Origin of the sequence: Streptomyces peucetius, assembly GCF_025854275.1 — a bacterium.
Classification (GTDB): Bacteria; Actinomycetota; Actinomycetes; order Streptomycetales; family Streptomycetaceae; genus Streptomyces; species Streptomyces peucetius_A.
In genome coordinates this window covers 8,025,274-8,050,611 of record NZ_CP107567.1, presented here as the reverse complement: position 1 = coordinate 8,050,611, position 25,338 = coordinate 8,025,274, and the positions used below count along the sequence as shown (strand labels likewise).

Genomic DNA, 25,338 nt, shown 5'->3' with positions numbered 1-25,338 from the left:
AAAAGCGCTGGCTACGGGCGTAGGTGGCAGCCGCCATCGCGCCGTTGCCGGGTGCCCGCCACCGCCGCCCGTTCTCGTCGACATCGAGATTCAGCCCTGGCGGGTGCCTCCCGCAGTCGTAAGCAACTGCTGTCGTGAGTCGTCGATAAAGCCACTCAGCAGCAGGCCCAGCGTGGTGGTCCCGCCGAATGCGACGCCAGCGTTCCGGATGACATCCGTAGCGGCGTGCTTGTCGAGCACTGCGAGCATCACGGCGACGGCCGCAGCGAGGAGACCCACCAAGGCGACTACCAGCACGCGGTAACGAGTAACTGTCATGGGCAACACTCTTGCGCCCGACCTCGGTCCCAATCCAGCTTTTGCCGGTCCGCAGAAGAGGTAGGAAAAAAGTGGACAGCCTCTGAACTGGGTGCTCCCCCCTCGACCACGGCCGGCGGTGCGGTCTCCTCACGCGCCCACATCCGCGACGGCCACGAAGTGACTTCGACGACGGCAGAATCCGGTCCCCGCCGCGCTCGCCAGCCATGTCCGATTCTTGCTGACCTACCCGTCGGCGTCAGGAACGCCCAGCAACACTCCCTCGACTGCGCACCGCAGCAGGCGAAGGCCGGTACGGGGTCGGTGGGGAGTGTCTAATCAACGGCCCTGTCGCACATTCGGTGGTGACGGAGCGTGCTGCTATCCGAGGAGGATGCGGTGCCGAAGCAGGGTGAAGCCTGCTCGTCCGTGCATCTGGCGCGCGATCCGCTTGGTCTTGGTGTTGACGCCCTCGGTGGGGCCATTGCTGTACGGAAGCGTGAGCCCCGCGATCACGGCGTCGATGTCCCGGTCCAGGCCCCGGGTGAAGGCGTGCAGATGAGGCAGGTCGGCTGCTCGGACTTGGGCGATCCAGCGCGTGAGCGCATCGGCGTTGTCGGGGTGCGGCGTAAGGAGCGGGGCGAAGTCGCTGATGCCGGCGGCGAGTTGGGTCATCTCGGGGCAGGCGGCGGTGAGCTTGGCCAGGAGCTCGTGTTGCTCGACCTTGAGGTTGTCGGGCCTGGTCAGCAGCATCCGGGCGAGCCGGCGCGGGGAGATGTGGCTGCGGTCGGCGTCCGCGCGGCCTTGGTTGATGTACTTATGCAAGAGGTTCAGGCAGCCCGTGAAGCCGAGGGTCTTGATCTCTTCGAAGAGGTGCTTGACGGGGACGGCGGGGTCCTCGGCTCGGCGTTTGCGCAGGTGCTCGCGGTAGGGATCGACGAGGCTGGCGCGGTATTTTGGGACGCGGAGCATCCGTTCAGGCTGGTCGGCTCGGGCGTACCGTTTGACGGTGTTCAGGGCGAGTTGCAGGCGGCGTGCGCATTCGAGCAGGCCGGCGCCCTGGTCGAGGAGGTCGTGGACCTGGTGCCAGCGTTCGAGGGTGGTCTGGGCGCGGGGCCCGTCGTAGATCGGCGCGTCCAGTACGGTGGCCCAGCAGGCGCTGTGTGCCTTCACCTCACTCAGGGCGGCTTCGCACAGGTTCTTCCATAAATGCCAGCGATCGCCGACCTGGACCGCGTCGGGCAGGGCTCGGCGGATGGCCTCGGCATAGGTCGCCGAGCCGTCACGACACACGACCTCGATGCCCGGATGTTCGCGCAGCCACGCTTCCAGGGTGACGGCGGTGCGGTCGGGCAGTACGTCGATCCGCTCATGGGTCTCGGCGTCGATCACCACGGTGGCATAGCGGTGACGTCGGCACAGGGCGAAGTCGTCGACGCCGATCACGCGGGGTGTCCGCCCGGTGGGCAGCGGGATGCGCAGTAGGGTGCGCAGGGTCGTGTGACGCGACAGGCCCACCGCGAGTACCGCCAACAGGCGTGCACCCGCTCGGCCCGCTAACTCCTTGACCACGGCTTTGACTTGCCTGGTCAGGCGGGCGGTGCGGCGCTGGTATCGCTCCAGGACTCCGGGCACCTGTTCGCGGAAGGTGTGGCGGCAGCCGCGGGTGGGACACACCAGTCGCCGCACCCGCACACGGACCACCACCCGGCGGTCGTCGACCGGCACGTCGGCCACCGTCCGCCAGTGATATCCGTGCATCCGCCCGGACGGCGCCCCGCACACCGGGCAGCCCGCGGCCTCCGTCGGCGTCCGAGCTCGCACCACGATCCGCTCGCCCTCATCGGTGACGTCCTCTATGACCAGCGGGGACAGGCCCGAAAACACCGTCTGCACAAGCTCGTTGACATCCTTCACGGGAATGCCAACGACCCTCACGACTCTCCGTCACCACCGAATGTGCGACAGGGCCGTTGATTAGACAGACCCTCTTAAAGGATTGGTGTGAGTGGAACTGTTGCGCCGGGCCGGGGCGATGACGGGCCCCGGCCCGGCCGTGTCCGCGCCCGGCTGCCTGCGGGAACGCGCCTCGACTTCGGGCTTCCTGGGGGGCAGAGTGCGGGCGAAGCGGATGCGCGCGGTGATGAGCGGGACCGCCCGGTTGGGTGTCCGCACACCAGGGGGAAGCCCCCGCCCCGGGTCCTGATTGCCCCAGGGCGCCGGCGGTGGCTCGCAGGCGCAGCGGGATGCCGGCCACTCCTGCGCGGTTGTCCGCTCGTGCTGGGTGAGAGAGCGCCGGGCACGGGGCCTCCCCTGCCGGGATGCGGTCGCGCCACCGGCCGGCCGCCGGGTGCGGTCTACAGCCCGAGGTCGGACAGACCCGGGTGATCGTCGGGTCGGCGGCCCAGCGGCCAGTGATACTTGCGCTCCTCCTCGGCGATAGTCAGGTCGTTGATGCTCGCGTGGCGCACGCGCATGAGGCCGTTGTCGTCGAACTCCCAGTTCTCGTTGCCGTAGGCGCGGAACCACTGGCCGGCGTCGTCGCGGTACTCGTAGGCGAACCGCACCGCGATGCGGTTCCCGTCGAACGCCCACAGCTCCTTGATGAGGCGGTAGTCCAGTTCCCGGTTCCACTTGCGGGTCAGGAACTTCACGATCTCGTCGCGGCCGGTGAGGAACTCCGCGCGGTTGCGCCAGCGCGAGTCGGGCGTGTAGGCGAGGGCGACCTTCTCGGCGTCGCGGGTGTTCCAGCCGTCTTCGGCCTGGCGGACCTTCATGATCGCCGTTTCCCGGGTGAACGGCGGGAACGGGGGACGCTGCTCGGACATGACGCACTCCTCTGGGAAGCTCTACGACAGTGAGAACGGTCGTTCTCGCGATGTGCTCCTGATACTATGAGAACGATGGTTCTCACGCAAGGGGCAAGAAACGTGGACACCGATCTGGCACGCGAGCGCATCCTGGACGCCGCCGAAGACCTCTTCTACGCCCGAGGCATCCAAGCCGTCGGCATGGACGTGATCCGCGACGCCTCGGGCGTCACACTCCGGCGCCTCTATCAGCTGTTCCCCTCCAAGGGCGACCTCGTCGAGGCCTACCTGGCTCGCAGGGATACCCGCTGGCTCCAAAACCTTGCCACCCATGTCGACACAGCCGCGGAAACTCCGCAGGAGCGGCTGCTCGCCGTCTTCGACTGGCTGGAGGACTGGTTCACCCAGCCTGACTTCCACGGGTGCGCCTTCATCAACTCCTTCGGCGAGCTGGGCGGCACATCACCCCAGGTCGCAGCCTTGGCCCGGCACCACAAGGACACCTTCCACGCCTACCTGCGGGAACTCACGACAGCTGCGGAAGTGGCAGCAGATACCGGCACCCAGATCGCCCTGCTGGCCGAGGGGGCCATGACCACCGCCGCCATCTCAGGCACACCCGCAGCGGCCCGCCAAGCCAAGCAGGCGGCGCAGCTTCTGCTGACGCTCGACACACGCCACGTCGCCTTCCCCTCGTAGCGGGGAGTCGTAGGCGCCGCGGTGCAGGAGGGTGACGGTGCGGGACGGCCGGCGCCGTCAGGCCTGCTCCTGCTCCTGCTCCTGCTCCCAGTGCAGCGCATGCTCCCACCGCCGGCACACCAGCGCGTGCGCCAGGCCAAAGACTTCACCCGGCCCACCCCCGGTCAGGCCGTCCGGCGGGCGCCCTGACCGGGCAGGGAGGGCAGATCCCCCACATGGCCACCAACGTGACTCCGCCCGAGCGGCTGGGACAGGCGCGCCTTACGGACGGCCGCCGGCTCGGCTGGGCGGAGTGGGGGCCGCCCTCGGGCACGCCTGTCCTGCTGTGCTCCGGATCAGCGACGAGCCGATGGCTCGGACTCCCCATCGACGCGATCACAAGGCTCGGCATCCGCCAGATCACCATCGACCGTCCCGGGCTGGGTGCGTCCAGCGCGGCCGACGGGTGGCCCCTTAGCTTGGCGTTTAACCTCAGCCGTTCACCTGACCAGCTGATCTTGGTTCATTCCCGGGACAGCAGGGCGGCCGTTCTTCACGCTTCGAGGTGTTGAGCAACGTCGCGTGAAGAAACGGCCGCTGGTGAAGAGTCTCGCCCTTGAACAGTCCGCTGATGCTGCGTTGGGTGTCCTGTCCCACTTTCGTGTCCAGTTCTACGACTGCCTCTACACCCGGGCGGATGCGCTCTTCGAGCTCACCGACGCGGTGCTGTGCTCGGACGGCCCAGTGACGTCGCTGGTCGAGTTGACGCTCACGGCCGAGCACCGGCGAGGGCACGGAGCGATGTACAACGCGGTCAACCACGGCTGGCTGGAGCCGCGCCGTTTGCGCAGGCTGCTTGCCTCCACGCCACTGCCGCGTGCGGCCGACGGGCGGATCGTCCTCGCCGTCGACGTGAGCAACTGGCTGCGGCCCGACGCCCCCACCAGCCCTGGCCTGCTGTTCTGCCACGTCTACGGGCGAGGCCGCAGCACAGATCAGTTCATCCCCGGCTGGCCTTACTCCTTCGTTGCCGCGTTGGAGACCGGGCGCACGTCCTGGACGGCCGTGCTGGACGCGATCCGGCTGGGGCCGACCGACGACGCCACCGCGGTGACCGCCGCCCAGCTGCGGGAGGTGGTCGCCCGGCTGGTGCACGCCGGGCAGTGGCGGCCGGGCGACGCGGACATCCTCGTCGTCCTGGACACCGGCTACGACGTCACCCGCCTCGCCTATGTCCTGGCCGACCTGCCTGTTGAGCTGGTAGGCCGGCTCCGCTCGGACCGGGTCATGCTCCGGGATGCCGGACCGCGTCGCTCCACCCCGCGCGGCGGACAGCCCCGCAAGCACGGCGGCGTCCTCACCTTCTCCAAGCCGGAGTCCTGGCACACCCCTGACCAGGCCACGACGTGCGACACCACCCGCTACGGCACGGCCGAAGCCCTCGCCTGGGACCGGATACACCCCCGATTGCAGGCCCGTGGCCCCTGGCTCGACCACTGCGGTGAACTCCCTTTGATCCACGGCACGTTGATCCGGCTGAAGGTCCACCACCTGCCCGGTGACCGCGATCCGAAGCCGGTGTGGCTGTGGTCCTCGCGCACCGGGTTGACCGGCGAAGACGTCGATCTGCGCTGGCAGGCGTTCCTGCGCAGATTCGATCTTGAACATACCTTCCGGCTGTTCAAGCAGACTCTGGGCTGGACCGTCCCCAAGGTCCGCGATCCGCACTCGGCCGACCTGTGGACGTGGTTGATCATCGCCGCCCACACTCAACTCCGCCTTGCCCGGCCCCTCGCCGAGGATCTTCGTCGGCCCTGGGAGCGGCCGACTCAGCCTCGTCGGCTCACCCCTGCCCGGGTGCGCCGGGGGTTCCGCCACCTCCGCGTGAAGACCGCCCGTCCCGCCGATGTGCCCAGACCCTCCAAGCCCGGCCCCGGACGCCCACCCGGCTCGAAGAACCGCAGGCCAGCCCCACGTCACGAGCCTGGGAAGACCGTGAAACGAATCGAAACCCTCACCGAACACGTCCGCCTGAAACAGCAGCGAGGTTAATGATCAAGCTTAGAGGCCGTTCTCTTTCCGAACCTCGTGTGATGTCTTCGCTGGTCAGGCATGAAGTAGCTGCTGCTGCGGGAGCCTCGGCTTGTTGCCGGGCGAGAGGTCGTGGGGGTGGCGAATGCCGTCGATGCGGGCGGTTCTGGAAGCGCGGCAGAAGGCCGCAGCTGTGCAGGTGAAGCAACTCGAGGATGAGTTGGAACGCGTGCGTGCCGCTCTGGCGGACGCGGAAGAGGTGCACGGGCGCCGGGTGATCGGCCTCGAGCAGTACTTGGAGGCGCTGACCGAGGAGGAGGCACCCGTCCACGTGACCGGCGAGGTGTCGCGGAGGAAGCCGGTCGGACCGCGCCGGGCGGTGCCTCACCGCCGACACGCGACCGACGTGCAGGAGCTGTCGCCGGACTACCAGGCGTTGATGGCCGCCGCGGCCGATGCGGGAGGCGACGGGCTCGGTGCCCGGCGGGCAGCGGTGGTACTGGGCTGGGACAGTGCGTCCGCCTCCCGCGCTGAAGGGGCCAGGGCACGGAAGCGGCTGGTGGAGCGAGGCTGGCTGGTAGAGAAGAAGCCAGGCAGGTTCACGCTGCCGCTGTCGGAGCAGGAACCTGGTGCCGGGCGGCCAGGCGGCGGCTCATGAGCATGGCCATCGACCACAGAATGACGGCTTCGCTCGTGTCGGTGCGCCGTTCGTAGTCCCGGACCAGGCGCCGGCTGCGTAGGCACCAGGCGAAAGACCGTTCCACGACCCAGCGGCGGGGCAGCACCCGGAAGCCACGGGTGTCGTCGCTGCGGCGGACGACATCGAGGACAACTCCGAGCTGCGTTGCACTCCAGTCGATGAGGTGGCCGGTGTATCCGCCGTCGGCCCAGACCCGTGCCAGCCGCTCGAAGCGGTCCTTGGCTGCCGGCAGCAGGATGCGGGCGGCGTCCCGGTCGGTGGTCGACGCCGGCGTGACCAGCACGGCCAGCAGCAGACCGAGAGTGTCGGTGAGCACGTGCCGCTTGCGTCCGTTGATCTTCTTCCCGGCGTCGAAGCCCCGCGAGATCAGGGCGACGGTGGCGTCCGCCTTCACCGACTGCGAGTCCACGACCGCCGCACTCGGATCCTGGTCACGACCTTCGGCATCGCGGACGGCACCACGTAGCCGGTCGTGCAGTTCGGCGACCAGCCCCCCATCCCGCCATCGGGCGAAGAAGGCGTAGACCCGTGGCCAGGGCGGGAAGTCACAGAGCATCTCCCGCCACTTGATGCCGTTGTCGACGAGGTAGCGGATCGCGTCGATCATCCAATGCCGCGAAGTCAAGGCTCAGTTGATGTTGTCAACACCTCCGGAAGAGGGGTCTTGTACGTACTCGGTGCCGTGCGGATGAGTCGGCCGTTGCGTGCCCAGTAGCAGAGCTGTGCGTTGAAGCCGCTGAGCACGCGTCCGGTGATGGTGAGGCCGAGGTTTCCTGCGATGTCGCGGGCGTGCATGGCCTGGTTGGAGTTCTCCGCCAGGATCCTGCAGACCTGCCCCCAGCGGCCGGTGGTGGCCCGGTCCGGGGCATGCGCGGTGGGGAGAGCCGGTGGATGCACGGTGATCACGACGGCTGTGATCGGCGTGCTGTCTCGAGGTCGCTCGTCGCGGTTCCAGATGGCATAGCGGGACGTTCCGCACTTGACGATGCGGGCGGACAGCCGCATCCGGCGCTGGGGCAGCAACGCCCGCAGGACACGGGTGCCGATATGTCTGACCAGGTCGGAGTGTCCGCTCGGAGCTGCGGCTGTGGTCGTCCCAGCGGCGCTGACGACCGTGTCGCGCGCGGCCTCCAGGGCGACGGTGAAGCCGGCCCGGTCGGGATCGCAGAGGGGCACTGTCTCCACCGCGGTCACCATCATCGACCGCAGGGCCTGGTAGATGGTCAGGAGTCCCCACATCTCCTGGATGAGGCCCACCGGGTCCTTCGACCGTAGAACGCGGCCCTTGAGCAGGGTGTGACGCAGTGCCGGGTAGGCGGTCTCGATCTCCCAGCGCTCGTGGTAGAGACCGACCAGGCGGTCTGCCGGGTCGGTGCGGTGGTCGCTCAGCGTGGTGAGCAGGCGGTATGTTCCGCCGAAGTCGCCGTCGGCGGTACGGGAGCGGACCTCGGCCTCGATCACCCGCAGCCGAACGCCGCCGATCCGGGTGAGGTACGAGCCGTCGGGCAGCAGCGCCAGCACCGGCGGGCGCCGGGTGCTGGTGGCACGGATCAGGAACTGTGCCCCCTGAGCCGCGATGTCTGCGAGCAGTCTGTTGCTGTCGAATGCGCGGTCCGCCAGCAGGAGCATGTCCGAGGTCAAGCGGTTGACCAGGTCGTGGGCGTAGTCGGTTTCGCCCTTCGAGGCGGGTCCGAAGACGGCGTCGATCAGGCCGCGGGTGCCGGTTTCGCACAAGGTCATCAGCATCAGCCGGGGGTAACCGGAAGGGCCGTGGCGGCGTTCCGTACGGCCGAGCCAGGACCGGTTGCGCTCGTGGTCAGGGACGTTCAGGCTCCCACAGCCGTCGAAGGCGACCGTCCGCCAGAGGCGGTGGCGCACTCCGGGTGTGGACGGCTGGGCCAACGGGCCTGCCAGCACCTCGAACAGCCGCTTGAGCGGGGCCACCCCGACCCGCCGGCGCAGATCGCGAAGGGCCTTCTCCGACGTCTGCGGCACCGCAGTGGTCAGTCCGGCCACGAGCTTGCCCCACACCAGCCCGGCGCCGAGGTGCTCGAACAACCCGAGCGCAAGCACGAAGTACACCCCGACCCGTGAGGGGAGACTGCGCAGCCGTCGCTCACGAGTCCCGGTCTCGTCCAACACCGCATCCACCAGCTCGGTCGGGATGACCTGCGTCAATTCACCGACATGCCCAGGTGCGAACACGTCATCGATTCCGTACGTGACAGACTGAGCCACCGGGCCTCTGCTCTCTCAGGATGATCTTGGTCGATCCCCTGGATAGCAGAGGCCCGTCTCGTGAGCACTCGCGCTTGACAACGTCAACTGAGCCTTAACTTCGTGGCATTGGTCGATCATCTGCCGGTGGCAGTAGCCTTCCGGCCGCCCGCCCCGGCCGGCCAGCCATCCCGGAACCGGTAGCAAGTCACGCACCACGGCCCACTCGGCATCGCTCATGTCCGAGCCGTACCGGGTCCGGCGCTCCGGCTGGTCGGCTGCGTTCCCGAACCTGTGGGCGAGGCAGTCACACCCAGGAGTGGACGGACTGGACCCGGCAACCGTGACCACGCGACATTTCGACAACAGGGCCTCTTGGTTCTCGCTGGACTCGACATCCGCGAGCTACCAAGAGGCCCTTCTTCCATGCGTCCGCACCGGCAGACTCACCCGTACCAGGCCCCTGTTCGAACCCCACCGACCACGCGAGCGGAAGGAGAACAGCCAGTCAGAGCTTTCTATGCGCGGCCCGTGTGGTGCAGGATTTCGTCGGCCAGGCGGTCGTTCAGTGTCGTGGGCAGAGTGTGGCCCATGCCCTCGATCATGACCAGGCAGGCGCCGGGGATTGCGGCGGCGGTGGCTTCGGCGTGCGCGGGCGGGAACATCGGGTCCTCCGTGCCGTGCAGTACCAGTGTCGGTGTGGTGACGGCGGCCAGGTCCGCCGTGGCGCTCGTGTCGGAGGCCCCGGCGAACATGTGGTTGAGCGCCGCCTGCAGATCGCGCGCCCTCTCGTACACCTGCTGCTCCATCGCGCGGTACTCACCCTCGTGGAACGGCAGCACCGGGCCGTGCAGTACACGCCACAGCGGCAGCCGGGCCGCGAGGTATTCGTCCAGAAACGCCCCCGGCTTGGGGAACGATGAGGCGAGCGCGGCGAGCAACTCCGGCTTGGGCGGAGGAAGCTCGCTGGGATGGGGAGGTGCCCCCTCCAGGACACGCTGCACTGCGGCCGCCATGTCCGTGCCGAGAGGCTGGGACGACAGGCTCGTCAGGGTCAGCACCCGGTGCGGGTGTGTGACGGCCAGCCGCTGGGCGATGACGCCGCCGAGGGACGCGCCCACGAGGTGGGCTCGTTGAGCCCCGCACACGTCCAGGACGGTGAGCGCGTCGGAGGCCATGTCGGCGACGGTGTAGGGATGGGCGGCGAAGTCGACGGTGGATGAGCGTCCGGTGTCGCGGTGGTCGTAGCGGATGACCCGGCGGTCCCCGTCGACAAGGCGACGGACGATGCCGTCGTTCCACTGAATGCCCTGTGCCTGCGCGCCCATCACCAACAGCACCGTCGGGTGCTCGGGGTTGCCGAAATCCTCTGCCCACAACTCAAGGTCCCCGGCACGGACGATCCGCTCGCGGCCCGTCAGGTAGTCGTTGTTGAACTCATTTTCCTGCATGAGTGTTCAAGATAATGGTTCGGCACTGGGTGTGCACCTGTTTTCCCGGCAGTGTGAGTTGGACTCACCAGCCCCCGACAGGCACCCTGATCCCCATGGCTGGAGTCAAGGGACAGGTGCAGAAGCGGGGCGTGGAGCGCCGCCGCGCCATGGTTGACGCCGCGATCGAGCTGTTCTCACGGCAGGGGGTGCGCGGCACTGGAGTAGCCGCGATCGCCGAGCGCGCCGGCGCCACCCCATCCGCCCTCATCCATCATTTCGGCAGCAAGGACGGACTCGTACAAGCTGTCCTGGAGGAGGCCGATCGGCGTGCCCTGGATCGGCTGTCCATCCCGCTGGGCGCTGAACCCACCCTGGATCAGGCCTTCGACTGGTTCATACGGGACGCCGAGCACACCGCCGCCGCCGAACGCGAACTGGCTGCCCTGCACACCACTCTCACCGCAGAGAACCTGGAGCCCGGTTCCGTGCTCCACACCTGGTTCCGGGACCGTGGCAGGGCGCTGCGGATCCATTTGGTGTCCCTGTTCACGCGCGCCGTGGCCGACGGTTCGGCCCGTACCGGCCTGGACCCGTCGATCCTGGCCGCGGAGACGGCCGCGTTCATCGAGGGGGCCCACCTGCTGTGGCTGTTGGACCCCGAGCAGGTGGACCTGACTGCCGTGCACCGTAGCTACTTCGAGGGTCTGGTCTCCAGGCTTCGGTCATGACCAGACCCGGCTTCGGCCAGCCAGGCGTCGTTCAATCCCGCCCACATCAGCAGGGATGGGTGCCTTCCAGCGCATCGTCCAGCGGCGGTGACCCTTGCCGGTCGGCTCCAGGCTCATCAGCGCCGTGTAGACGCACTTCGACACGGCGGCTTTTGAAGGGAAGCGAGCACGGGCCGGGAGGCCTTGCGGATGCGAGCGTTCACGCTCTCCATCGCGTTCGTCGAGCAGATCACCTTGCGGATCTCGACGTCGAAGGACAGGAAAGGGACCATCTCAGCCCAGGGGTCGGACCAGAGCTTGATCACGGCCGGATACTTGGCCCCACTTCTCGGAGAACTCCAGGAACCGCTCGGTGGCGGCGGCCTCGCTCGGGGCGGTGCAGACGGGCTTGAGGAGCTTGGCGATCTTGTCCCAGTCCTGGCGGGCGACGTAGCGGATGCTGTTGCGGATCAAGTGGACGATGCAGGTCTGCACGATCGTGCGTGGCCAGACGGTCTCGACCGCGTCGGGCAGGCCCTTGAGCCCGATGCCCCTATGGATGTCAAGCCGCGTGGCCGTCGGTAACGGGCAGTGGGGCGGAAGCGATAGCGCGGTGTATCTCGCGGGCGACGTACCTCTTCAGGCAGCGGATGACCTCCCGCTTCGTCTTGCCCTCTGCGGTGCGTCGCAGGAGGTAGGCACGGAGCGTTCCTCCCAGCGCAAGCGGGAGAGCACGATGCGGTAAAGGGCGGCGTTGGCCTGCCGGTTCCCACCGCGGTTGAGCCGTCGGCGTTGGTTCTTGCCGGAGGAGCGTTCGACCGGACTGACACCGCACAGGGCGGCGAAGGACGCCTCGTCACGGAGGCGGTCGTGGTTGTCGCCTGCGGCTATGAGCAAGATGGCCGCGCTGTCCGGACCGACGCCGGTGAGTTCGAGCAACTGCGGGCTGTGTGCCTGGATGATCGCGGCAATCCGACGGGTGAGAGTGGTGGCCTCGGCGGAAAGCTGCTTGATGCGGTGGGCCAGCAGGCTCAGGGCCTGGTGCACCGCGCTCGCCTGCGCGTCCAGGGCAGCGCACGCCTTGAACAGCGCCGGGTTCGAGAGACCGGCGAGGGACTCGCGCAGCTGCGCCGGTGCGCTGAGCAGGAGGGCCTTGAGCTGGTTGATGGCCTGGGTGCGGTTGCGGACTGCGGAGTCCTTGACGACTTTCAGGACGCGAAGCTCCTCCACCGGGCCGTCTTTGCTCTTCGGGGCCCCTGTGGCTCGTCCGCCCAGCACGGCCCGGGCGGCGGCCTCGGCGTCGACCGCGTCGGTCTTGCCCGAGCGTCGCCGGGCCGCTCGGTCCGGCCGGTTGACCTCGATGACTTCAATACCCTCGGTGGCCAGATGCCGAGCCAGCCCGGCGCCGTAGGAGCCCGTCCCCTCCACCCCGGCCCGCCGGACGACTCCCAACGAACGGGCCCAGTCGGCGAGTTGGCGGTATCCGGAGGCCGTGGCGGGGAACGACTGGGTGCCCAGTAGGGCGCCGAGAACGCTGACGACAGCGGCGACGTGCACGTCCTTGTGGGTGTCGACACCGAGCACGGCGGTGGCGGAGTCCATGGGCGGCTGCGCAGTGTCGCCGTTGTGCGGCATGCTGAGGATGGTCATGTGCCTGTCTCGATCGGTTCGCGGGCGGATGGCCACCACCGGACCGGTCGGGCGGTCAGGACTGTGAGGGTGCCTGTCGCGAAGGCCCCTATCGGGACACGCCCGCCGGGCCGGCGGCAGCGAGCCCCGCACGGAACCGGGCCGACAGATCGGAGCTCAGGACACCTTGGTCAGTCGCAGACCGGGTCAGGCCGCGGCCCCGTGCGGAACACGATCATCCTCACAGTCGCAGACGAGCACAGGATGCTGGTCGTGGGGCACGGTTATCTCCACCGGGCCGACGTCGGTCAGCACCGTCTTGGAGCGTGTGCCGTTGCGGGACCGGCCACCGTTCCTGCCCGCCGCTCGTGCTTGTCATAGCCGAGGTGGTCGGTGATCTCGCCCTCCAAGGCCGGACTCCAGCAGCCGCTTGGTCAGATGCTGCAACAGCCCGCCCTCCCCGGTCAGCTGCGGACCGTCCGAGCGGGCGCGGTCGACCAGCATCGCAATCAACTGCTCGTCGCTCACCGCGCTCGACACGGCCCCTTCGGCGAGCTGGTCACGGCCCTCGGACTCAACGGCGGATTCGGTCATCTCACATCGCTTCCGCGATCGTCAGACCCGCCGTTGATCAGACACTCCCGCACCCTGCGGCTGCACCGCGAACCGACCCGCGCCGCCGACCTCCTCGACCGGTCACCGCTGCCCACCGCGTCGCGGCCGATACGGTGATCCCGGCACGGGTTGTCCCGCTCCCCGGTGCGGTTCGGGCGTCGCGCTAGGCGCTGCCGGCGTTCACGTGATGCGTGAGGCGGTCCAGATCCACATGCAGGTATTCCATGCCCGGAGGTATGAGGGCATCGGCCCGCTCCAGGAACGCAGCGATCGCCCGTGCCGGCGCCACGACCACGGCCGCACCTGCGTTGGACATCAGAGATATGCGCACGGTGCTCAGACCGTGCGCGCGAGAGGGTCGCACCCGGACCTGGCCGACGCCGGTCGGCCGGGCGAGTCCTTCGGCGAGGAGGCTACGGGCGAACACCCAGGGCAGGGTGTGATCGCCGCCCATGTGGAAGGTGATGCTCACCGCGTAGGGATCGGCCATGTCGTAGTGCAGGTTGGCCCACAAGGGCGCCGTGTGTCCTTCGTCGACGGTGACGAACACGGCCAACTCGCTGCTGACCAGGCGGGGTGTGCCCGCGCCGTTTTCGCCGTGCTCGGCACGGTCGGCAGGCTGGGCGTGGACATGATTACCACTGGTACCGCTCAGGTGCTTGTTCATCGGGTTCTCCCCTGTCTGGGTGCCGTTTGACGCAGCCGGGCCGGCACCCTGGATTCGCGGGAGGCGGCGGCCTCACCCTTGCGCGACCGCCGATCCGGGTCGTCATGGGCCAGTCCCTGCCGCCGGCTCCGACTTCGATGGGGCGAACGTAGCGCCGCACGACCAGCCACGCTGACATTCCGTGCACGCGCAGTTGTACGGAAGTGAACTCGTTGGGCCACAGTTCACTGTGCGGTTCCCAAGGGCTCCGGCACGCCGGGTTCGTGGCCGCCTCGAAGCGGGAGCCGTGATGCTCCAGCACGTCGGCGGGAGCTGCATGCTCCAGTTGCACTATCGATCGGACGGTCCTGGAACGGACCGCCCGGTGCAACGACATCGCCTCGCTGCCGACCCTCCCCGTGGCACCGCAGACTCCCTGGACCGTGACGCACGAGGTGACCCCTGTGCACCGCCTCGGGTGGCTGACAGCCGGCGCGGCACGCAGGATGAGCTGCGGAACCTGCGGTTGAAACCTGGCCCCGGCCCCCGCTTGGACACATCCTCCAGGATTCACCTGCTGTTCAGGTATCGATCGAAGAGTGCTGCTGCTTACGTGTCGTCACCCGAGTTGAGGACCTCTATGCTTGATGGCCCCGCCGGGCAGCCCGCCGCCGTGAGATCGGCGGCTGCGCCGGAGCCGTATCACCGGCGGAACTCACCCGGCGTCCGCCCGGTCACCATCGATGCGGATGGCCTCAGCCTGTCCGGCCTGCTGAGTGGACCCGACCAGGAGGCCCCGCGCGCGGTGATCGTCGCCTTGCACGGTGGCGGTATGAACGCGGGGTACTTCGACGGACAGGCGCATCCGGACGTGTCCTTGCTGGCTCTCGGCGCGCGCCTGGGGTACACGGTGCTGGCGCTGGACCGGCCCGGCTACGGGGCCTCGGCCGCATGCCTGCCCGCAGGGCAACGGCTGACCGTCCAAGCGGCCGCCGTGCGCTGCGCCGTCCAGGCGTTCAGGGCACGCCATGCACCCGGTACCGACACGTTCCTGCTGGCGCATTCTTTCGGAGCCAAGGCGGCCTTCGCGGCCGCCGCCGACTGGGACACGCCGGACCTGCTGGGCATGGATGTCTCCGGGTGCGGGCGCCGACTGGCCGTGGGCACCGGCCTCGTCGGGTCAGACCGTGAGGGCAGCCTGCGGCTGCTGAACTGGGGGCCGCTGGGCCTGTATCCGCCGCAGACGTTCAGGGCGAGCCAGCAGGTGGTGGCGCCCATGCCCGCACGAGAGGTCAGCACCGTGGCCGGCTGGATGCGCCTGTCGGCGGCCATCCTGCCGCGCGTCCGTGTCCCCGTCCGGCTCACCTTCGCCGAACACGAGGCCTGGTGGAGCCACGGCGAGGACGACCTCGCCGACCTGACCGCGCTGCTGTCCGCCGCCCCGCGGATCGTCATCGACCGCCTGCCACAGGCCGGTCACAACATCAGCCTCGGCTGGGCCGCCCGCGCGTACCACCTCAAGGCCCTCGCCTTCTTTGAGGAGTGCCTCAGCGTCAAGGACATACGGCACGACAGCATGCCGGGCTGGGACACATCAACTGAGGACCCGCCGCGGCAGTGACCTCGCCGATCTCTTCGCCGCGGCGGCGGTGCCACTCCGCCCGGGTGGCTGTCCGATCTGCGCCGCCGTAAGGCAGCCGCCCAGCAAGACTGACCCTGTGCGACCTACACATGTGGCGGCGCTGGTCTCCTTCCACGCAAGCGCGGCGGCCTCCGGCATCGCCGCATAGGTGGGGTGGGAGGCAGCTCGGCCAGATACGCCGTCAGCTTCTCCGCGTCCGCGACGCTGCGCTCGCGGAAGCCAAGGTGGCCCCGGATCTGCGCGCGGTGGTATTCGACCGTGCGGCCGGTCCAGTCGTACGAATCCCGTTCGTAAGGCGGGGGCCTGTACCTGCCGTGCACTCTTCCCCCGTCGAGGGCATCTGGTCCCCGCTGCGGTGCAGCTGCCAGGCCGACACCGAACGCTCTTTACGCTGCGCGGGACGGTTGCGCCGAGCGGTTGGCGCGGCGCGCGGCGAAGGCGAACAAGGTGGCCGCTGCGGCGAGCCAGCCCAGCAGGGTGAGGAACGGCCGGACGGTGTCGTGTCCGCCGAAGTACGCGGACGACCGCGCCAGGTCGATGAACTGGCCGAAGGGCAGCATCTGGTGCAGCGCTCCCAGGGCGGCCGGGAGCATGTCCGGCGGCACACTGCCGCCCGCCGTGGGGATGCCGAGGATGAGCACGAAGGTCATGGCCACCGGCATGAAGTGGTGCTTGGCCAGCAGGGCGACTGCCGTGGTCAGCCAGCCGATCGCCTGGGTCAGCAGGAAGGCGTGGACGATCAGGACGGGCTTGGCGGGCACGACGTCCATCGACACCGCCACCGTGTAGACGAACACCGAGGCGAACGCGCCTGTGGCGGCGATTGCTGCGGCCTTCTTGCGGGCTGTCCATGTGACTGCCTGGAGCAGCACGATGGATGTGATCATTCCGACAAGCAGCAGCGGCATGGCGTAGAAGAACAGGCCGACTCCGCTGACGTCGCCTCGCGCCGCGGGTACCAGGTCCACGGTCGTTGCCGGGGTGCCGCTGACCTGCTGGGCGGTTTCCCGGCCGGCGACCTCCTTCAGGTAGTCGGCCCGGACTGCGCTGGAGGCCGAGGCGACCAGCAGTTCGGGGTTCTGCGGGTCTTCCGCGACGTAGGCGCCGGCGAGCTCGCCCTGGCGGACCAGGCGCTCGGCTTCCTGCCGGTCGGGCAGCTGCCGGATTTCGACACCGTTTCCGGCCGCCTGTCGTACGGCCTTGTCGACCGCCGAGACGTGGGCGTTGGTGCCGGTGACGCCGAGGCTCATGTCGTGCGGAGTGGGGCTGGCGAAGGCCCCGAGGAACATGACGGCGAAGGCGGCGGCGAAGAAAAAGGGGAACCACAGGACGGCGGCGAAGCTCTTGCCCTTGGGGCGGCCCGGGAACCCGGACATGTCTGTCTCCTGTTGATCGAGGAGGCCCCGATATGGCACCGAGACTTCGAGTTGATATGTCAAGTCCCTACGTTAAGCCGCACCGACTTGTCACGTCAAGTCGCGTGGGGCAGAGTGGTGCCATGAGCTCTCCCGACAGCTACCTCAGCCCGCACGAGCGTGACCTCTGGCGCGGTTTCCTGGCCTGGAGCGAGAGTGTGACCGCCTCTGTCGCGCGCGCCCTGACCGAGCGGAGCGGTCTGTCCGTGCCCGAGTTCGAGATCCTCGTGCGGCTCTGGGAAGCGCCCGGGCACAGTCTCGGGCAGCAGACGCTGGGCGATTCGCTCTCCTGGTCGGCCTCCCGGCTCTCCCACCAGCTCAGCCGCATGGACAAACGCGCACTGCTCAGCCGGAAGAGCGCGGGCAGCGGGCGGTACATGATCGTCCGCCTCACTCCCGCGGGAGCGGACGCCGCCCGCCGTGCGCTCCACGTTCACGCCGAGGCGGTGCGCGCCTTCTTCCTCGCCCCGCTCAACGACACCCAGCGCAGCGCGCTGGCGTCCCTGCCTGCTTCGTCCGCCCCGGCTGACGGACACGCTGCCCGGTCCGCGCGACAGTAGGCGACCCTCCTGGCGCCCGGCGGGCTTCGCCCTGGGAGCGCACCCGCCGTCATCGCGTATCCCAACGCATCGCCACGGCCAGGTGTCGCCCCGGTGCCGACGTGCCGCCCGGCAGCGCTGCCGGGCTCGGTGATGTCGGTGCATCGACACAGCCGTATGCCCGAGCGTGCACGGGGTGCCTGACCCACGCTGCGGCGGGCGACGCCCCCTGCCGCACAGGCGGACGACGACCGATCAGTCGAGCAGGATGCTGCGGAGGTTGGGAATGAGGTGGCGGGTGAGCTGTTCGTCCGACATCGAGGCCAGGGGTCCGCTTTTGAAGACGTACCGGGAGAACGTCACGCCGATGAGGTAGGCGCCCACGGAGGCAACGCGCTCCTCCAGCCTGGGGGCCGGAATCACGTGCCGATACATCTCGAGACTGTCCTCCTGCATCGCGGCGAACAGTCGCTTGGCAGTCTCCTCCTCCGCGGCCACGGCACGCAGCATGGCCACGAAGGGGTCGTTGCCGCCGCTGACGGCCATGCGCCGGACGTAGGACCGGGCGATGCGTGTCGGCAACGTCTTGGGGTCGCCGGCCACTTCCTCCATCAGCGTGCGGGGGCTGGGCACCGCAGCGAGGAACAGCTGCTCCTTGGATCCGAAATGCCGCATGACCAGGCCGTGCGTCACCCCCGCCCGGCGCGCGACCTCGCGGATGGTCGTCTTGCCGAAGCCCAGTTCGGCGAAGGCGGCGCGGGCGGCTTCGACAATGGCGGCCCTGCGCTCCTCGGGTGCGCGCCTGCGTTTGACAGGCGGCGCGACGTCCTGGCCGCTCGCGGCGGTGTTCGTTGTCGGTGAGGGCTCATCCATAGCGCAAGTGTACATGCGGTTATCGATATGCTGACCATGCGGTCAGCATGACAGGGGCGAAAGAAGCCCCATCCATCACATGGATCAGGCTGTATTTCGAGTTTTTAAGTGGCCATCTGGACATTAATGACGGCCAGCCGCACTGTCCTTAATGACCAAGTGGTCACCAACTAGCGGCGTTTCCCTCTGCCGCTACGTGATCCCTTCGTCCCGGTCTGCCTTCCTTGATACCGTCGGCCACCGGCCGCAGCAAGGAACGACTGGCCGGCCTCGCCGACCACGTCAAGGAAGCCGGGCCCGGCACCCTGATCACCCACCCGGTCAATGTCGGCGACACCGACAGCGAGAAGATGCGCGCCCAGCTGGTGAGGACGGGACGGCGCTGGGCGTGCGGACAACGGTCGTCTCGACGCTATTACGGGCCAAGCAGCGCTGCCGGTCCTCGGCAAGTTGGTCCAGCCTCCGCAGTCGGCAGCCGACAGCTGCCGCCTCTCATCCTGGATCACACCCGCGCCGAGAACCTGCCCGACAAGCGCCGCAAGCACCCGGATCGACTGCTCACTGCCTGCGCTGAAATGACCGCTGTGGGTCGGTTTACGCGCAAGGGGTAGCGATGCTTGTTCATGTACTGCCCCTTCTCCACGTCAGCGCCACCGCGTCAGGAACTCGGCCAGCTGGATTCGATTCCCACGAGGATCGGAAGGCAACGGCCGTAGGCGGCCTCAGGGGAGGCCGCCTACGGTCGGTCGGGACGTCGTCGGCCGCCGTCTGCGATGGTTCAGCGGGTGTCGCGGGCAGCGCGGAGGATCAGGTCGGTTACCGCCGCCGGGTGCGAGACCGTGACCGCGTGAGAGGCGCTGTCGACCGTGACAGTGTGGGCGTGGGCGCGCTCGGCCATCCACTGCTCGGCCTTGGGCGGGATGTTGTAGTCCTCGCCGGCGATCAGGGCGTAGGAGGGAATGTCCTGCCATGCCGCCTTCGAGGCCTTCTCCTCCAGGGCGAGAGTGGAGACCGGCCGCTGGGTGGCCGCCATTATCGCGGCGGTGGTGACGGGTACGTCGGCGGCGAACTGCTGGTGGAATCTGTCCTGTTGGATGGTCAGCTCTGTGCCGTTGTCGCCGCCGGGAAGGGGGTAGGGGGCAGTGTTGACGGCCTCGCCCAGGGTGCTGCCGGCGAACTTGGTGGCCAGCTCGCCGGCGCTTTCGCCGACGTTCGGGATGAATGCTGCGATGTAGACCAGCGCCTTGACGTCAGGGTCCCCGGCGGCGGCCTGGGTGATCACCGAGCCGCCGTAGGAGTGGCCGACCAGGACCACCGGCCCCTTCACGGTGTCCAGGACACTGCGCAGGTAGACGGCGTCGCTGCTCAGACCGCGCAGCGGGTTGGCCATGGCGATGACCGGGTAACCGTCGCGCTGCAGGCGCTGGATCACGCCGGACCAGCTGGAGGCGTCGGCAAAGGCGCCATGGACGAGCACGATGGTCGGCTTGGCCTTGTCCGCCCCGGCCTTGTGTGTGGTGGCGCTGCTGCTCACTGTGCTCGCGGCAAGCAGGGAGCCGGTCACGATCGAAGCGAGAGTCACGGTGGCGATCGTGTGGACGGTTGAGCGGGCGCGAGAGAAGCGGAACATGACATTCTCCTTGGAGACGGTCGCAGTGAAACTTCTTGCGGGGAACGGCTGGGATGGGCGAAAGAAGACTCGGCTGGCAAGGGAGGTCACACTCTCGCCTGCCGATCGGAAATCCGACGGCCGCGGGGCCGGGGCACACACCCTGAAGAGCGCGTACGATCCGGTGCCCGCCCTGCCCCATGGCGTGAAGACCGGGGCTGCGGCCACGGAGGGACGGCAGCCGGCCGGGGGTGGGAGTCGGCGCCCGCGGATTTCGACACTTCCAGGAACTGTCAGCGGTGCGCTGCCACCGCCGTGGAGCGGCCGGTTGAGGCGTCGGTGGTCCTGATGCGCTCAGAGGCGGACGAGAGGAGTCTCGACCAGGTGTTCGGCAAGGAACCAGGCCTGCAACTCACCCGTGCGGATCACCTGCGAGACCAGAACGTCGTTGGTGCCGTCATCGCCCAGTTCGGCGCTGCGGGCCGCCGCGTCACGGGCCTCGACCAGGATCGTCTCGTGGGCCTCCAGCAACCGCGCGAGCATCCCGGGGACTTCCTCCACCCCGTCAGGCGGACGTGGAATCGACGTAATCTCGGCGGCGTGCCGGGGATCGCCCACCGCTACGCCGCCCAGGGCCTGGACCCGCTCGGCGATCGTGTCGACGAGTTCCAGCTGCTCTCCCGCATGTTTGTCCAGTAGCACGTGCAGCTGGTAAAAGGTCGCGCCCCGCATGTTCCAATGGTGCTTCTTGTACAGGCTGTAGAGGATCTGCGTGTCCGCCAGGACCTTGTTCAGGCGCTGGCAGGAGTACATACGCGCGTCGTAGGACAGGCCGAGAGGGATCTGCTTGACCGTCCCGAAATCCTGGATCACCTTGCTTTTTTGATGCAGCCGCGGCTGGCTGCTCAGGGGGTTGGGGCTGGTGGTCATGAAGCGCCTCCCGCGGTGCCGTGCTTGCGATACGTGAGGGACGCTAGGCGCTGACGTCGGCAACGTGTTGACCATGAGCGCATGCGGTGATGCTCATCAGCGCACCGCCGCAGGGCGCCAGTTCCAGGGCATTCCTTCCCGGCGGCCGACCGTGCACTCAGCAGGGACGGGTTTGACGCGATCAGTGTCCCGTTGCCGGAAGGGCCGGCCGGCGTTCCGCCCCCAACCTCAGGACGCCGCCGTACCTGTCCGACCTGCCGCCCGCCGAGGGCCGCGTCACACCGCCGCCCGCTGGATTGTCACCGACCGTGCCGACATCCACCTCGCCTTCACCTGCATCGCCTGGCCGGTGACTCCGCCCGCGGGACTGCCGCGCACCGCCCGGTTCTTCTTCACCTCGGCAAGGGGAGATACGACGGCGGCCGGCCCGGCTCGCCGAGCGAGTCAGGCCTGCCCCTCCCCCGAAGTCGCAGGGGGATCCAGATGGTGCTTCCTACTTGAACGCCTCGATCTCGCAGTCCCGGATGATCTTCTCGACCCGTGCCGATCCCTTCTCCTCCTCCGAGATGCTGCTGTCCCAGTTCCAGCCGCTGCCGTCGGGCAGGGCCTTGATGCGCAGTCCCCGGTCGTTGATGCACGCGACCCAGGCGCGGAAGTTTTCGGCGTAGTTCGGGTTCTGCTGGGGGTCGGTCTCCGGCGGGGGAAGGGGATTCTTCTTCTCGCAGGCCTTCACCGCCTCCGCCGGCTGCTGCTCGTCCTCGGGGCTGCCCAGCACGTACTCACCTCCCGACTTCGGTCCGGTGACCTGCTCCGCCTTTCCGCCGTGCTGTTGGAGACAGGAGTAGTACGCGTTGTACAGGGCGCGTACCTCGTCCTCCGTGCTGTCCACGCGAAGGCGTGGCCGCCCCCCGTCAGCGTCGGCGGAAGACGCCGCTGCGGACGGTTTCTTGTTGCCCTTCTCCAGGGACGCCACCTCGTGCTTCTTGCCGGAGCCGCCCGAGTCACCGGAGCCGCCGCAACCTGTGAAACCCAGGGCGACCACGGTCACCACGGCGAAGGTCACGGCAGCACGACGCTCCGCAGGGAGTGACTTTCCTTTGATGTTGAGCATGGTGAGCACCTGTTCGTGAGTGTGCGTATTTAGGTCGGCTTCAGGTCGAGGCAAGCGCCTCGGTTGGTGTCAGACGGGAGGCGCGTACGGCGGGGTAGACGCCGGCGACGACGCCGATGAGGACGGCGCCGCCCAGACCGGCGCCGACCGCGGTGGCGGGGATGACGGGCGGCCAGTCGCGCACGGACGCGTAGCCGATGGCGGCGGCACAGCCGAGCAGGACCCCGGCGGCGCCGCCGAGCCCGGACAGGACGACCGACTCGGTCAGGAACTGGCCGCGTACCTGGCCCCGGCTGGCGCCCAGAGCCCGCCGCAGGCCGATCTCGCGACGGCGTTCGAGCACCGAGATGACCATGGTGTTGGCCACGCCGATGCCGCCGACCAGGAGGGCGATGCCGGCCAGGCCCACGAACAGGGCTGAGAACGTGGACTCGGTCGCCCGCTTGGCGGCCAGGGCGTCGGAGGGCCGGCTGACCTGTACGAGTCCGGGCGTCTGCGGGTCGATGGTGGCGGGCAGCACAGCGCGGACGCTTTCGACCGCGGATTCCTCGGCTCTCGTGTACACCACGGTCGGACGGCCGTCGAAGTCCAGCTCGTTGACGGCGGCGTCCCAGCCGACGAGGACGGCCCGGTCGAGGTCGTCGGCCAGCGGGACGGGGCCGAGGATGCCGATGACGGTGAACCAGCGGTCGGCGATGCGTATCTGCGGGGCGGGCTCACCGGCATGCAGGGCGCCGAAGCCGAGGCGCTCGGCCGCCACGGCGCCGAGGACCACGGTCGGGAACCGGTCATTGTCCTCGGTCAGGAACCGGCCGGAGACCACCGTGCCGCCGACGGTCCGCAGCAGGTTGCGGCGGGCCGCCAGCACGCTCAGGCCGGTGTAGTCCGCGGGGTCCGCGCGGTCCGAACGATGCACGGTGGCATGGGTGTTGGCGACCGCGCTGGCCCGGATGACCGGGCCGACACGCTCGACCATGTCCACCGATTCCGCCGGCAGGGAGACGGGCTTGTCGCTGCCCTGGTTGGACACGGGCTGGGCGCGCAGCAGATTGGTGCCCAGCGCGGACAGCTGCTGCATCAGCGCCTTCTGGCTGGACGCCGGGATGGCCGTCACGATGATCACCGTGGCGATGCCGATGGAGATCCCCAGGGCGGACAGCGCCGCCCGCAGCTTCCTGGTGCGGATGCCCAGCAGGCCGAGTCCGAGCAGGTCGAGCGGCGTCAGGCGGACCGGGCCGGTGGGCGCGACCCTGCGTCGTCCGGGCGCGGCGGTGGCCGTTCCCCGGCGCGCGCCTGACTCGGCGGGGGACTCGGCGGCGGGTGACTCGGCGGGCGGCTTCAGATCGGTCATGCGCTGCGTCCGGTGTGTGTGTCGGTGACGATGCGGCCGTCGAGGATCTCGACGCGGCGGGGCATTTGTGCGGCGATGCCGCGGTCGTGGGTGATCAGCGCGATGGTGGTGCCCTCCGCATTGAGCTGCAGGAACAGGTTGAGGACCGCGGCGCCGTTGGCAGTGTCCAGGGCGCCGGTCGGCTCGTCGGCGAGGACCAGCGCGGGCCGGTTGACGAGCGCCCGGGCGATGGCGACGCGCTGGCGTTCGCCGCCGGACAGCTGGCCGGGTCTGTGGTCGGTGCGGTGGGCCAGCCCCACCCGTGCGAGGGCTTCCCGTGCCAGGGGGAGGCGGCGCCGCCGGGGCACGCCCGCGTACAGCAGGCCGGTGGCGACGTTCTCGGCGGCGGTAAGTCCGTCGGTGAGGTGGAACTGCTGGAAGACGAACCCCAGGCGCCGTCCCCGCAGGGCCGACACCTGGCGGTCGGACAGCCGTGAGATGTCGTTGCCGTCGAGTTCGACGGTGCCGGAGGTGGGCCGGTCCAGGGTGCCCATGATGTTCAGCAGGGTCGACTTGCCGGAGCCGGAGGGTCCGACGATCGCGAGGATCTCCCCGTCCCGCACGCTGAGGGAGACTCCGTCGAGGGCGCGGACGCCGCCGGCGTAGGCCATGACTGCGTCGCGTACGGCGATGACGGCGCTCATGAGGCAGTCTCCACACGCAGTCCCTCGCGCAGGCCGGAGCCGGTGACCTCGACCATGCCCTTGGCGAACATGCCGGTTTCGACGGCGACCAGTCGGCCGTCCTCGGTCCGCAGGGCATAGCCCCCTTCGCTCAGGGCGAGCAGGGCTCCCACGGGCACCGCCAGCACGTCGCGCTTCGTCTGGCCGGGGAACTCGACCTGGACGGGAGCCGAGTCGAGTCGTCGTACCTCGTCGTCGCTGTCGAGGCGGACGGTGACGGCGACGCGTCCCGCGGTGGCACTCCGGCCCGGGTTGTCCGCCTCGTCGTCCTGTACGACGGTCCCGACGGACGTGACGGTGCCGTGCACCTGCCTCTGGTCGGGGAGCGTCACGCGGACGCGGGCGTCCTCGCGTACCGAGCCGGCCTCCGAGGCGTGGACGGCCAAGGTGACCTGTTTCCCGGTAGAGGTGACGGAGATCAGACCAGTGCTCGTGTCGTCGCCGACCTGCGCCAGCACCTTGCCGACGCGTACACCTCCGGACGTGACGAAGACCTCTGCCGGCCGGATCACTCCCGAGGGGTCCATGTCCTGGCTGCGCTGCCATCGCCCGATGGCGGCGATGAGGCTCGGAGTGAGCACGGCATCGCCCTTGCGCACCTTGGTGAGCGTGGTGGAGGGCTTGGCCCGACCGTCCTCGGCCTGGGTCCCGGATCCGCCGTCCGACGCCGAAGGACTGGGCGCTGTGCTGGGCTGTGCCGTGGTCGTGGCGTCCGCCTCCCGGGCGGAGGGATCGCTCGACGACGAGGCAGCGGTGCTGCGCACCCAGGTGCCCTCGGGGAGCTGGGCGCCGATGTCGTAGCCGAGGCTCCTGAGATGGTCTGCGATGACGCGCACGTCCCGGCCCACCAGGCCGGCTCTGTCCAGGGGGCGGAACACCGGAGTGTCACCGTAGAGCAGGACGACCGGGCGGTCGTCGACGCGCCAGATCGTCTGACCGCGCTTGATCGTGGCACCCACCTCCGGCAACCAGGTGACCCGTCCGCCGCCGTACGGGTGCAGCGTGCGCTGGGCGCCGTACCCCAGGTTGCCGGGCAGCGAGAGGCTCTCGGAGAGAGTGGTGCGGCTCACCGTGGCGAGCTCGACCTGCTGGGGCTCCGCCGCGGCGCGTTCGGCGCCGCCGTCGGGCCACAGGACCGTGCCCGTCGCGGCGCCGCCCGTCGCGAGGAGGACCACCGCGACGCCTACCGCCGTTCGGCGGCGCCGTGCGGACCTGCCCCTGGACACCGGAACCGGGTCGGCCGACGACTCGGTCACCGCACCGTCCCCGGGCCTCCCGGCATATGGCTCCACGTCACCCAACGGCCGCACGGCGGCCAGACGCATCGTCTCCTCGGGGCTGACGTGGGCACTGTCCGTCCCCCTGCGGTTGTCTCTCATGCTT

The 25,338-nt window shown here is 69.1% G+C and carries 22 protein-coding genes and 2 pseudogenes; 6 read left to right on the top strand and 18 right to left on the bottom strand.

Annotation, left to right across the window (positions count from 1 at the left end; genetic code table 11):
- Positions 1-90 precede the first annotated feature (90 nt).
- From OGH68_RS36085 to OGH68_RS36075, 3 genes are all read right to left on the bottom strand, one after another.
- Positions 91-318, bottom strand: coding sequence for a hypothetical protein (locus OGH68_RS36085; protein ID WP_264249829.1), 228 nt, complete (start codon positions 316-318; stop codon positions 91-93).
- Positions 319-678: 360 nt separating this feature from the next.
- Positions 679-2,184, bottom strand: coding sequence for an ISL3 family transposase (locus OGH68_RS36080; RefSeq protein WP_413471149.1), 1,506 nt, complete (start codon positions 2,182-2,184; stop codon positions 679-681).
- Positions 2,185-2,654: 470 nt separating this feature from the next.
- Positions 2,655-3,125, bottom strand: coding sequence for a nuclear transport factor 2 family protein (locus OGH68_RS36075; RefSeq protein WP_264249828.1), 471 nt, complete (start codon positions 3,123-3,125; stop codon positions 2,655-2,657).
- Positions 3,126-3,227: 102 nt separating this feature from the next.
- On the opposite strand from OGH68_RS36075, the gene OGH68_RS36070 reads away from it, so the two are divergent.
- From OGH68_RS36070 to OGH68_RS36055, 3 genes are all read left to right on the top strand, one after another.
- Complete coding sequence (locus OGH68_RS36070) at positions 3,228-3,806, top strand: TetR/AcrR family transcriptional regulator (RefSeq protein WP_264249826.1); 579 nt, start codon at positions 3,228-3,230, stop codon at positions 3,804-3,806.
- Between the two features lie 618 nt (positions 3,807-4,424).
- Positions 4,425-5,837 (top strand): NF041680 family putative transposase, encoded by a 1,413-nt coding sequence (locus tag OGH68_RS36060; protein WP_264249890.1) that lies wholly within the window; start codon positions 4,425-4,427, stop codon positions 5,835-5,837.
- Positions 5,838-5,970: 133 nt separating this feature from the next.
- Positions 5,971-6,474, top strand: a complete 504-nt coding sequence (locus OGH68_RS36055; RefSeq protein ID WP_264249825.1) for a hypothetical protein — start codon at positions 5,971-5,973, stop codon at positions 6,472-6,474.
- Here OGH68_RS36055 and OGH68_RS36050 read toward each other — a convergent pair.
- From OGH68_RS36050 to OGH68_RS36040, 3 genes are all read right to left on the bottom strand, one after another.
- Complete coding sequence (locus OGH68_RS36050) at positions 6,416-7,141, bottom strand: IS5 family transposase (protein ID WP_264249823.1); 726 nt, start codon at positions 7,139-7,141, stop codon at positions 6,416-6,418. The genes OGH68_RS36055 and OGH68_RS36050 overlap by 59 nt on opposite strands.
- Positions 7,138-8,754, bottom strand: a complete 1,617-nt coding sequence (locus tag OGH68_RS36045) for an IS4 family transposase (RefSeq protein ID WP_264249822.1) — start codon at positions 8,752-8,754, stop codon at positions 7,138-7,140. The genes OGH68_RS36050 and OGH68_RS36045 overlap by 4 nt, the downstream gene beginning before the upstream one ends.
- Before the next feature lie 497 nt (positions 8,755-9,251).
- Positions 9,252-10,184, bottom strand: coding sequence for an alpha/beta fold hydrolase (locus tag OGH68_RS36040; RefSeq protein ID WP_264249820.1), 933 nt, complete (start codon positions 10,182-10,184; stop codon positions 9,252-9,254).
- A gap of 95 nt (positions 10,185-10,279) precedes the next feature.
- Between OGH68_RS36040 and OGH68_RS36035 the strand changes: the two genes are divergently transcribed.
- Positions 10,280-10,894, top strand: coding sequence for a TetR/AcrR family transcriptional regulator (locus tag OGH68_RS36035; protein ID WP_264249819.1), 615 nt, complete (start codon positions 10,280-10,282; stop codon positions 10,892-10,894).
- Here the strand turns inward: OGH68_RS36035 and OGH68_RS36030 are convergent.
- The 4 genes and pseudogenes from OGH68_RS36030 to OGH68_RS36015 all read right to left on the bottom strand — a co-directional run.
- A pseudogene (locus tag OGH68_RS36030) lies at positions 10,889-11,419 on the bottom strand (transposase); the annotation flags it as partial. The gene OGH68_RS36035 and the pseudogene OGH68_RS36030 sit on opposite strands and share 6 nt — an antisense overlap.
- A gap of 93 nt (positions 11,420-11,512) precedes the next feature.
- Positions 11,513-12,523: an IS110 family transposase gene (locus tag OGH68_RS36025; protein WP_319020264.1), complete on the bottom strand. Its 1,011-nt coding sequence runs from the start codon at positions 12,521-12,523 to the stop codon at positions 11,513-11,515.
- Positions 12,524-12,772: 249 nt separating this feature from the next.
- Positions 12,773-13,006, bottom strand: a pseudogene (locus OGH68_RS36020) (transposase); the annotation flags it as partial.
- A gap of 274 nt (positions 13,007-13,280) precedes the next feature.
- Positions 13,281-13,784: an SsgA family sporulation/cell division regulator gene (locus tag OGH68_RS36015; RefSeq protein ID WP_264249817.1), complete on the bottom strand. Its 504-nt coding sequence runs from the start codon at positions 13,782-13,784 to the stop codon at positions 13,281-13,283.
- Positions 13,785-14,403: 619 nt separating this feature from the next.
- Here OGH68_RS36015 and OGH68_RS36010 point away from each other — a divergent pair.
- On the top strand, positions 14,404-15,384 hold the full coding sequence (locus OGH68_RS36010) for a lysophospholipase (protein ID WP_264249815.1): 981 nt from the start codon (positions 14,404-14,406) through the stop codon (positions 15,382-15,384).
- Positions 15,385-15,791: 407 nt separating this feature from the next.
- Here OGH68_RS36010 and OGH68_RS36005 read toward each other — a convergent pair whose 3' ends face one another.
- Positions 15,792-16,781 (bottom strand): hypothetical protein, encoded by a 990-nt coding sequence (locus OGH68_RS36005; protein ID WP_264249813.1) that lies wholly within the window; start codon positions 16,779-16,781, stop codon positions 15,792-15,794.
- A 122-nt stretch (positions 16,782-16,903) separates the two neighbouring features.
- Here OGH68_RS36005 and OGH68_RS36000 point away from each other — a divergent pair, with 122 nt between their 5' ends.
- Positions 16,904-17,380, top strand: a complete 477-nt coding sequence (locus OGH68_RS36000) for a MarR family winged helix-turn-helix transcriptional regulator (protein WP_264249811.1) — start codon at positions 16,904-16,906, stop codon at positions 17,378-17,380.
- A 234-nt stretch (positions 17,381-17,614) separates the two neighbouring features.
- Here the strand turns inward: OGH68_RS36000 and OGH68_RS35995 are convergent, their stop codons facing one another.
- The 7 genes from OGH68_RS35995 to OGH68_RS35965 form a co-directional block, all read right to left on the bottom strand.
- Positions 17,615-18,232: a TetR family transcriptional regulator gene (locus OGH68_RS35995; protein WP_264249810.1), complete on the bottom strand. Its 618-nt coding sequence runs from the start codon at positions 18,230-18,232 to the stop codon at positions 17,615-17,617.
- A 778-nt stretch (positions 18,233-19,010) separates the two neighbouring features.
- Positions 19,011-19,862, bottom strand: a complete 852-nt coding sequence (locus OGH68_RS35990; protein ID WP_264249808.1) for an alpha/beta fold hydrolase — start codon at positions 19,860-19,862, stop codon at positions 19,011-19,013.
- Between the two features lie 333 nt (positions 19,863-20,195).
- Positions 20,196-20,771, bottom strand: a complete 576-nt coding sequence (locus OGH68_RS35985) for a Dps family protein (protein WP_264249807.1) — start codon at positions 20,769-20,771, stop codon at positions 20,196-20,198.
- Between the two features lie 493 nt (positions 20,772-21,264).
- Entirely contained in the window at positions 21,265-21,882 is a 618-nt protein-coding gene (locus tag OGH68_RS35980; RefSeq protein ID WP_264249805.1) for a hypothetical protein, read from the bottom strand.
- A 40-nt stretch (positions 21,883-21,922) separates the two neighbouring features.
- A complete protein-coding gene (locus OGH68_RS35975; RefSeq protein WP_264249803.1) occupies positions 21,923-23,233 on the bottom strand; it encodes an ABC transporter permease in 1,311 nt (436 codons plus the stop codon).
- A complete protein-coding gene (locus OGH68_RS35970) occupies positions 23,230-23,916 on the bottom strand; it encodes an ABC transporter ATP-binding protein (protein WP_264249801.1) in 687 nt (228 codons plus the stop codon). Before OGH68_RS35970 ends, OGH68_RS35975 begins: the two co-directional genes overlap by 4 nt.
- Positions 23,913-25,334, bottom strand: a complete 1,422-nt coding sequence (locus OGH68_RS35965; protein ID WP_264249799.1) for a peptidoglycan-binding protein — start codon at positions 25,332-25,334, stop codon at positions 23,913-23,915. Before OGH68_RS35965 ends, OGH68_RS35970 begins: the two co-directional genes overlap by 4 nt.
- Between the last annotated feature and the right edge of the window lie 4 nt (positions 25,335-25,338).

Excerpts from the sequence above, each read along its gene's own strand:
- OGH68_RS35980 (WP_264249805.1), bottom strand. The coding sequence starts at position 21,882 with ATGCTCAACATCAAAGGAAAGTCACTCCCTGCGGAGCGTCGTGCTGCC.
- OGH68_RS36035 (WP_264249819.1), top strand. The coding sequence starts at position 10,280 with ATGGCTGGAGTCAAGGGACAGGTGCAGAAGCGGGGCGTGGAGCGCCGC.
- OGH68_RS35975 (WP_264249803.1), bottom strand. The coding sequence starts at position 23,233 with ATGACCGATCTGAAGCCGCCCGCCGAGTCACCCGCCGCCGAGTCCCCC.
- OGH68_RS36025 (WP_319020264.1), bottom strand. The coding sequence starts at position 12,523 with ATGACCATCCTCAGCATGCCGCACAACGGCGACACTGCGCAGCCGCCC.
- OGH68_RS36040 (WP_264249820.1), bottom strand. The coding sequence starts at position 10,184 with ATGCAGGAAAATGAGTTCAACAACGACTACCTGACGGGCCGCGAGCGG.
- OGH68_RS36010 (WP_264249815.1), top strand. The coding sequence starts at position 14,404 with ATGCTTGATGGCCCCGCCGGGCAGCCCGCCGCCGTGAGATCGGCGGCT.
- OGH68_RS36000 (WP_264249811.1), top strand. The coding sequence starts at position 16,904 with ATGAGCTCTCCCGACAGCTACCTCAGCCCGCACGAGCGTGACCTCTGG.
- OGH68_RS35995 (WP_264249810.1), bottom strand. The coding sequence starts at position 18,232 with ATGGATGAGCCCTCACCGACAACGAACACCGCCGCGAGCGGCCAGGAC.
- OGH68_RS36075 (WP_264249828.1), bottom strand. The coding sequence starts at position 3,125 with ATGTCCGAGCAGCGTCCCCCGTTCCCGCCGTTCACCCGGGAAACGGCG.
- OGH68_RS36015 (WP_264249817.1), bottom strand. The coding sequence starts at position 13,784 with ATGAACAAGCACCTGAGCGGTACCAGTGGTAATCATGTCCACGCCCAG.
- OGH68_RS35985 (WP_264249807.1), bottom strand. The coding sequence starts at position 20,771 with ATGACCACCAGCCCCAACCCCCTGAGCAGCCAGCCGCGGCTGCATCAA.
- OGH68_RS36005 (WP_264249813.1), bottom strand. The coding sequence starts at position 16,781 with ATGTCCGGGTTCCCGGGCCGCCCCAAGGGCAAGAGCTTCGCCGCCGTC.
- OGH68_RS35965 (WP_264249799.1), bottom strand. The coding sequence starts at position 25,334 with ATGAGAGACAACCGCAGGGGGACGGACAGTGCCCACGTCAGCCCCGAG.
- OGH68_RS35970 (WP_264249801.1), bottom strand. The coding sequence starts at position 23,916 with ATGAGCGCCGTCATCGCCGTACGCGACGCAGTCATGGCCTACGCCGGC.
- OGH68_RS35990 (WP_264249808.1), bottom strand. The coding sequence starts at position 19,862 with ATGTTCCGCTTCTCTCGCGCCCGCTCAACCGTCCACACGATCGCCACC.
- OGH68_RS36055 (WP_264249825.1), top strand. The coding sequence starts at position 5,971 with ATGCGGGCGGTTCTGGAAGCGCGGCAGAAGGCCGCAGCTGTGCAGGTG.
- OGH68_RS36085 (WP_264249829.1), bottom strand. The coding sequence starts at position 318 with ATGACAGTTACTCGTTACCGCGTGCTGGTAGTCGCCTTGGTGGGTCTC.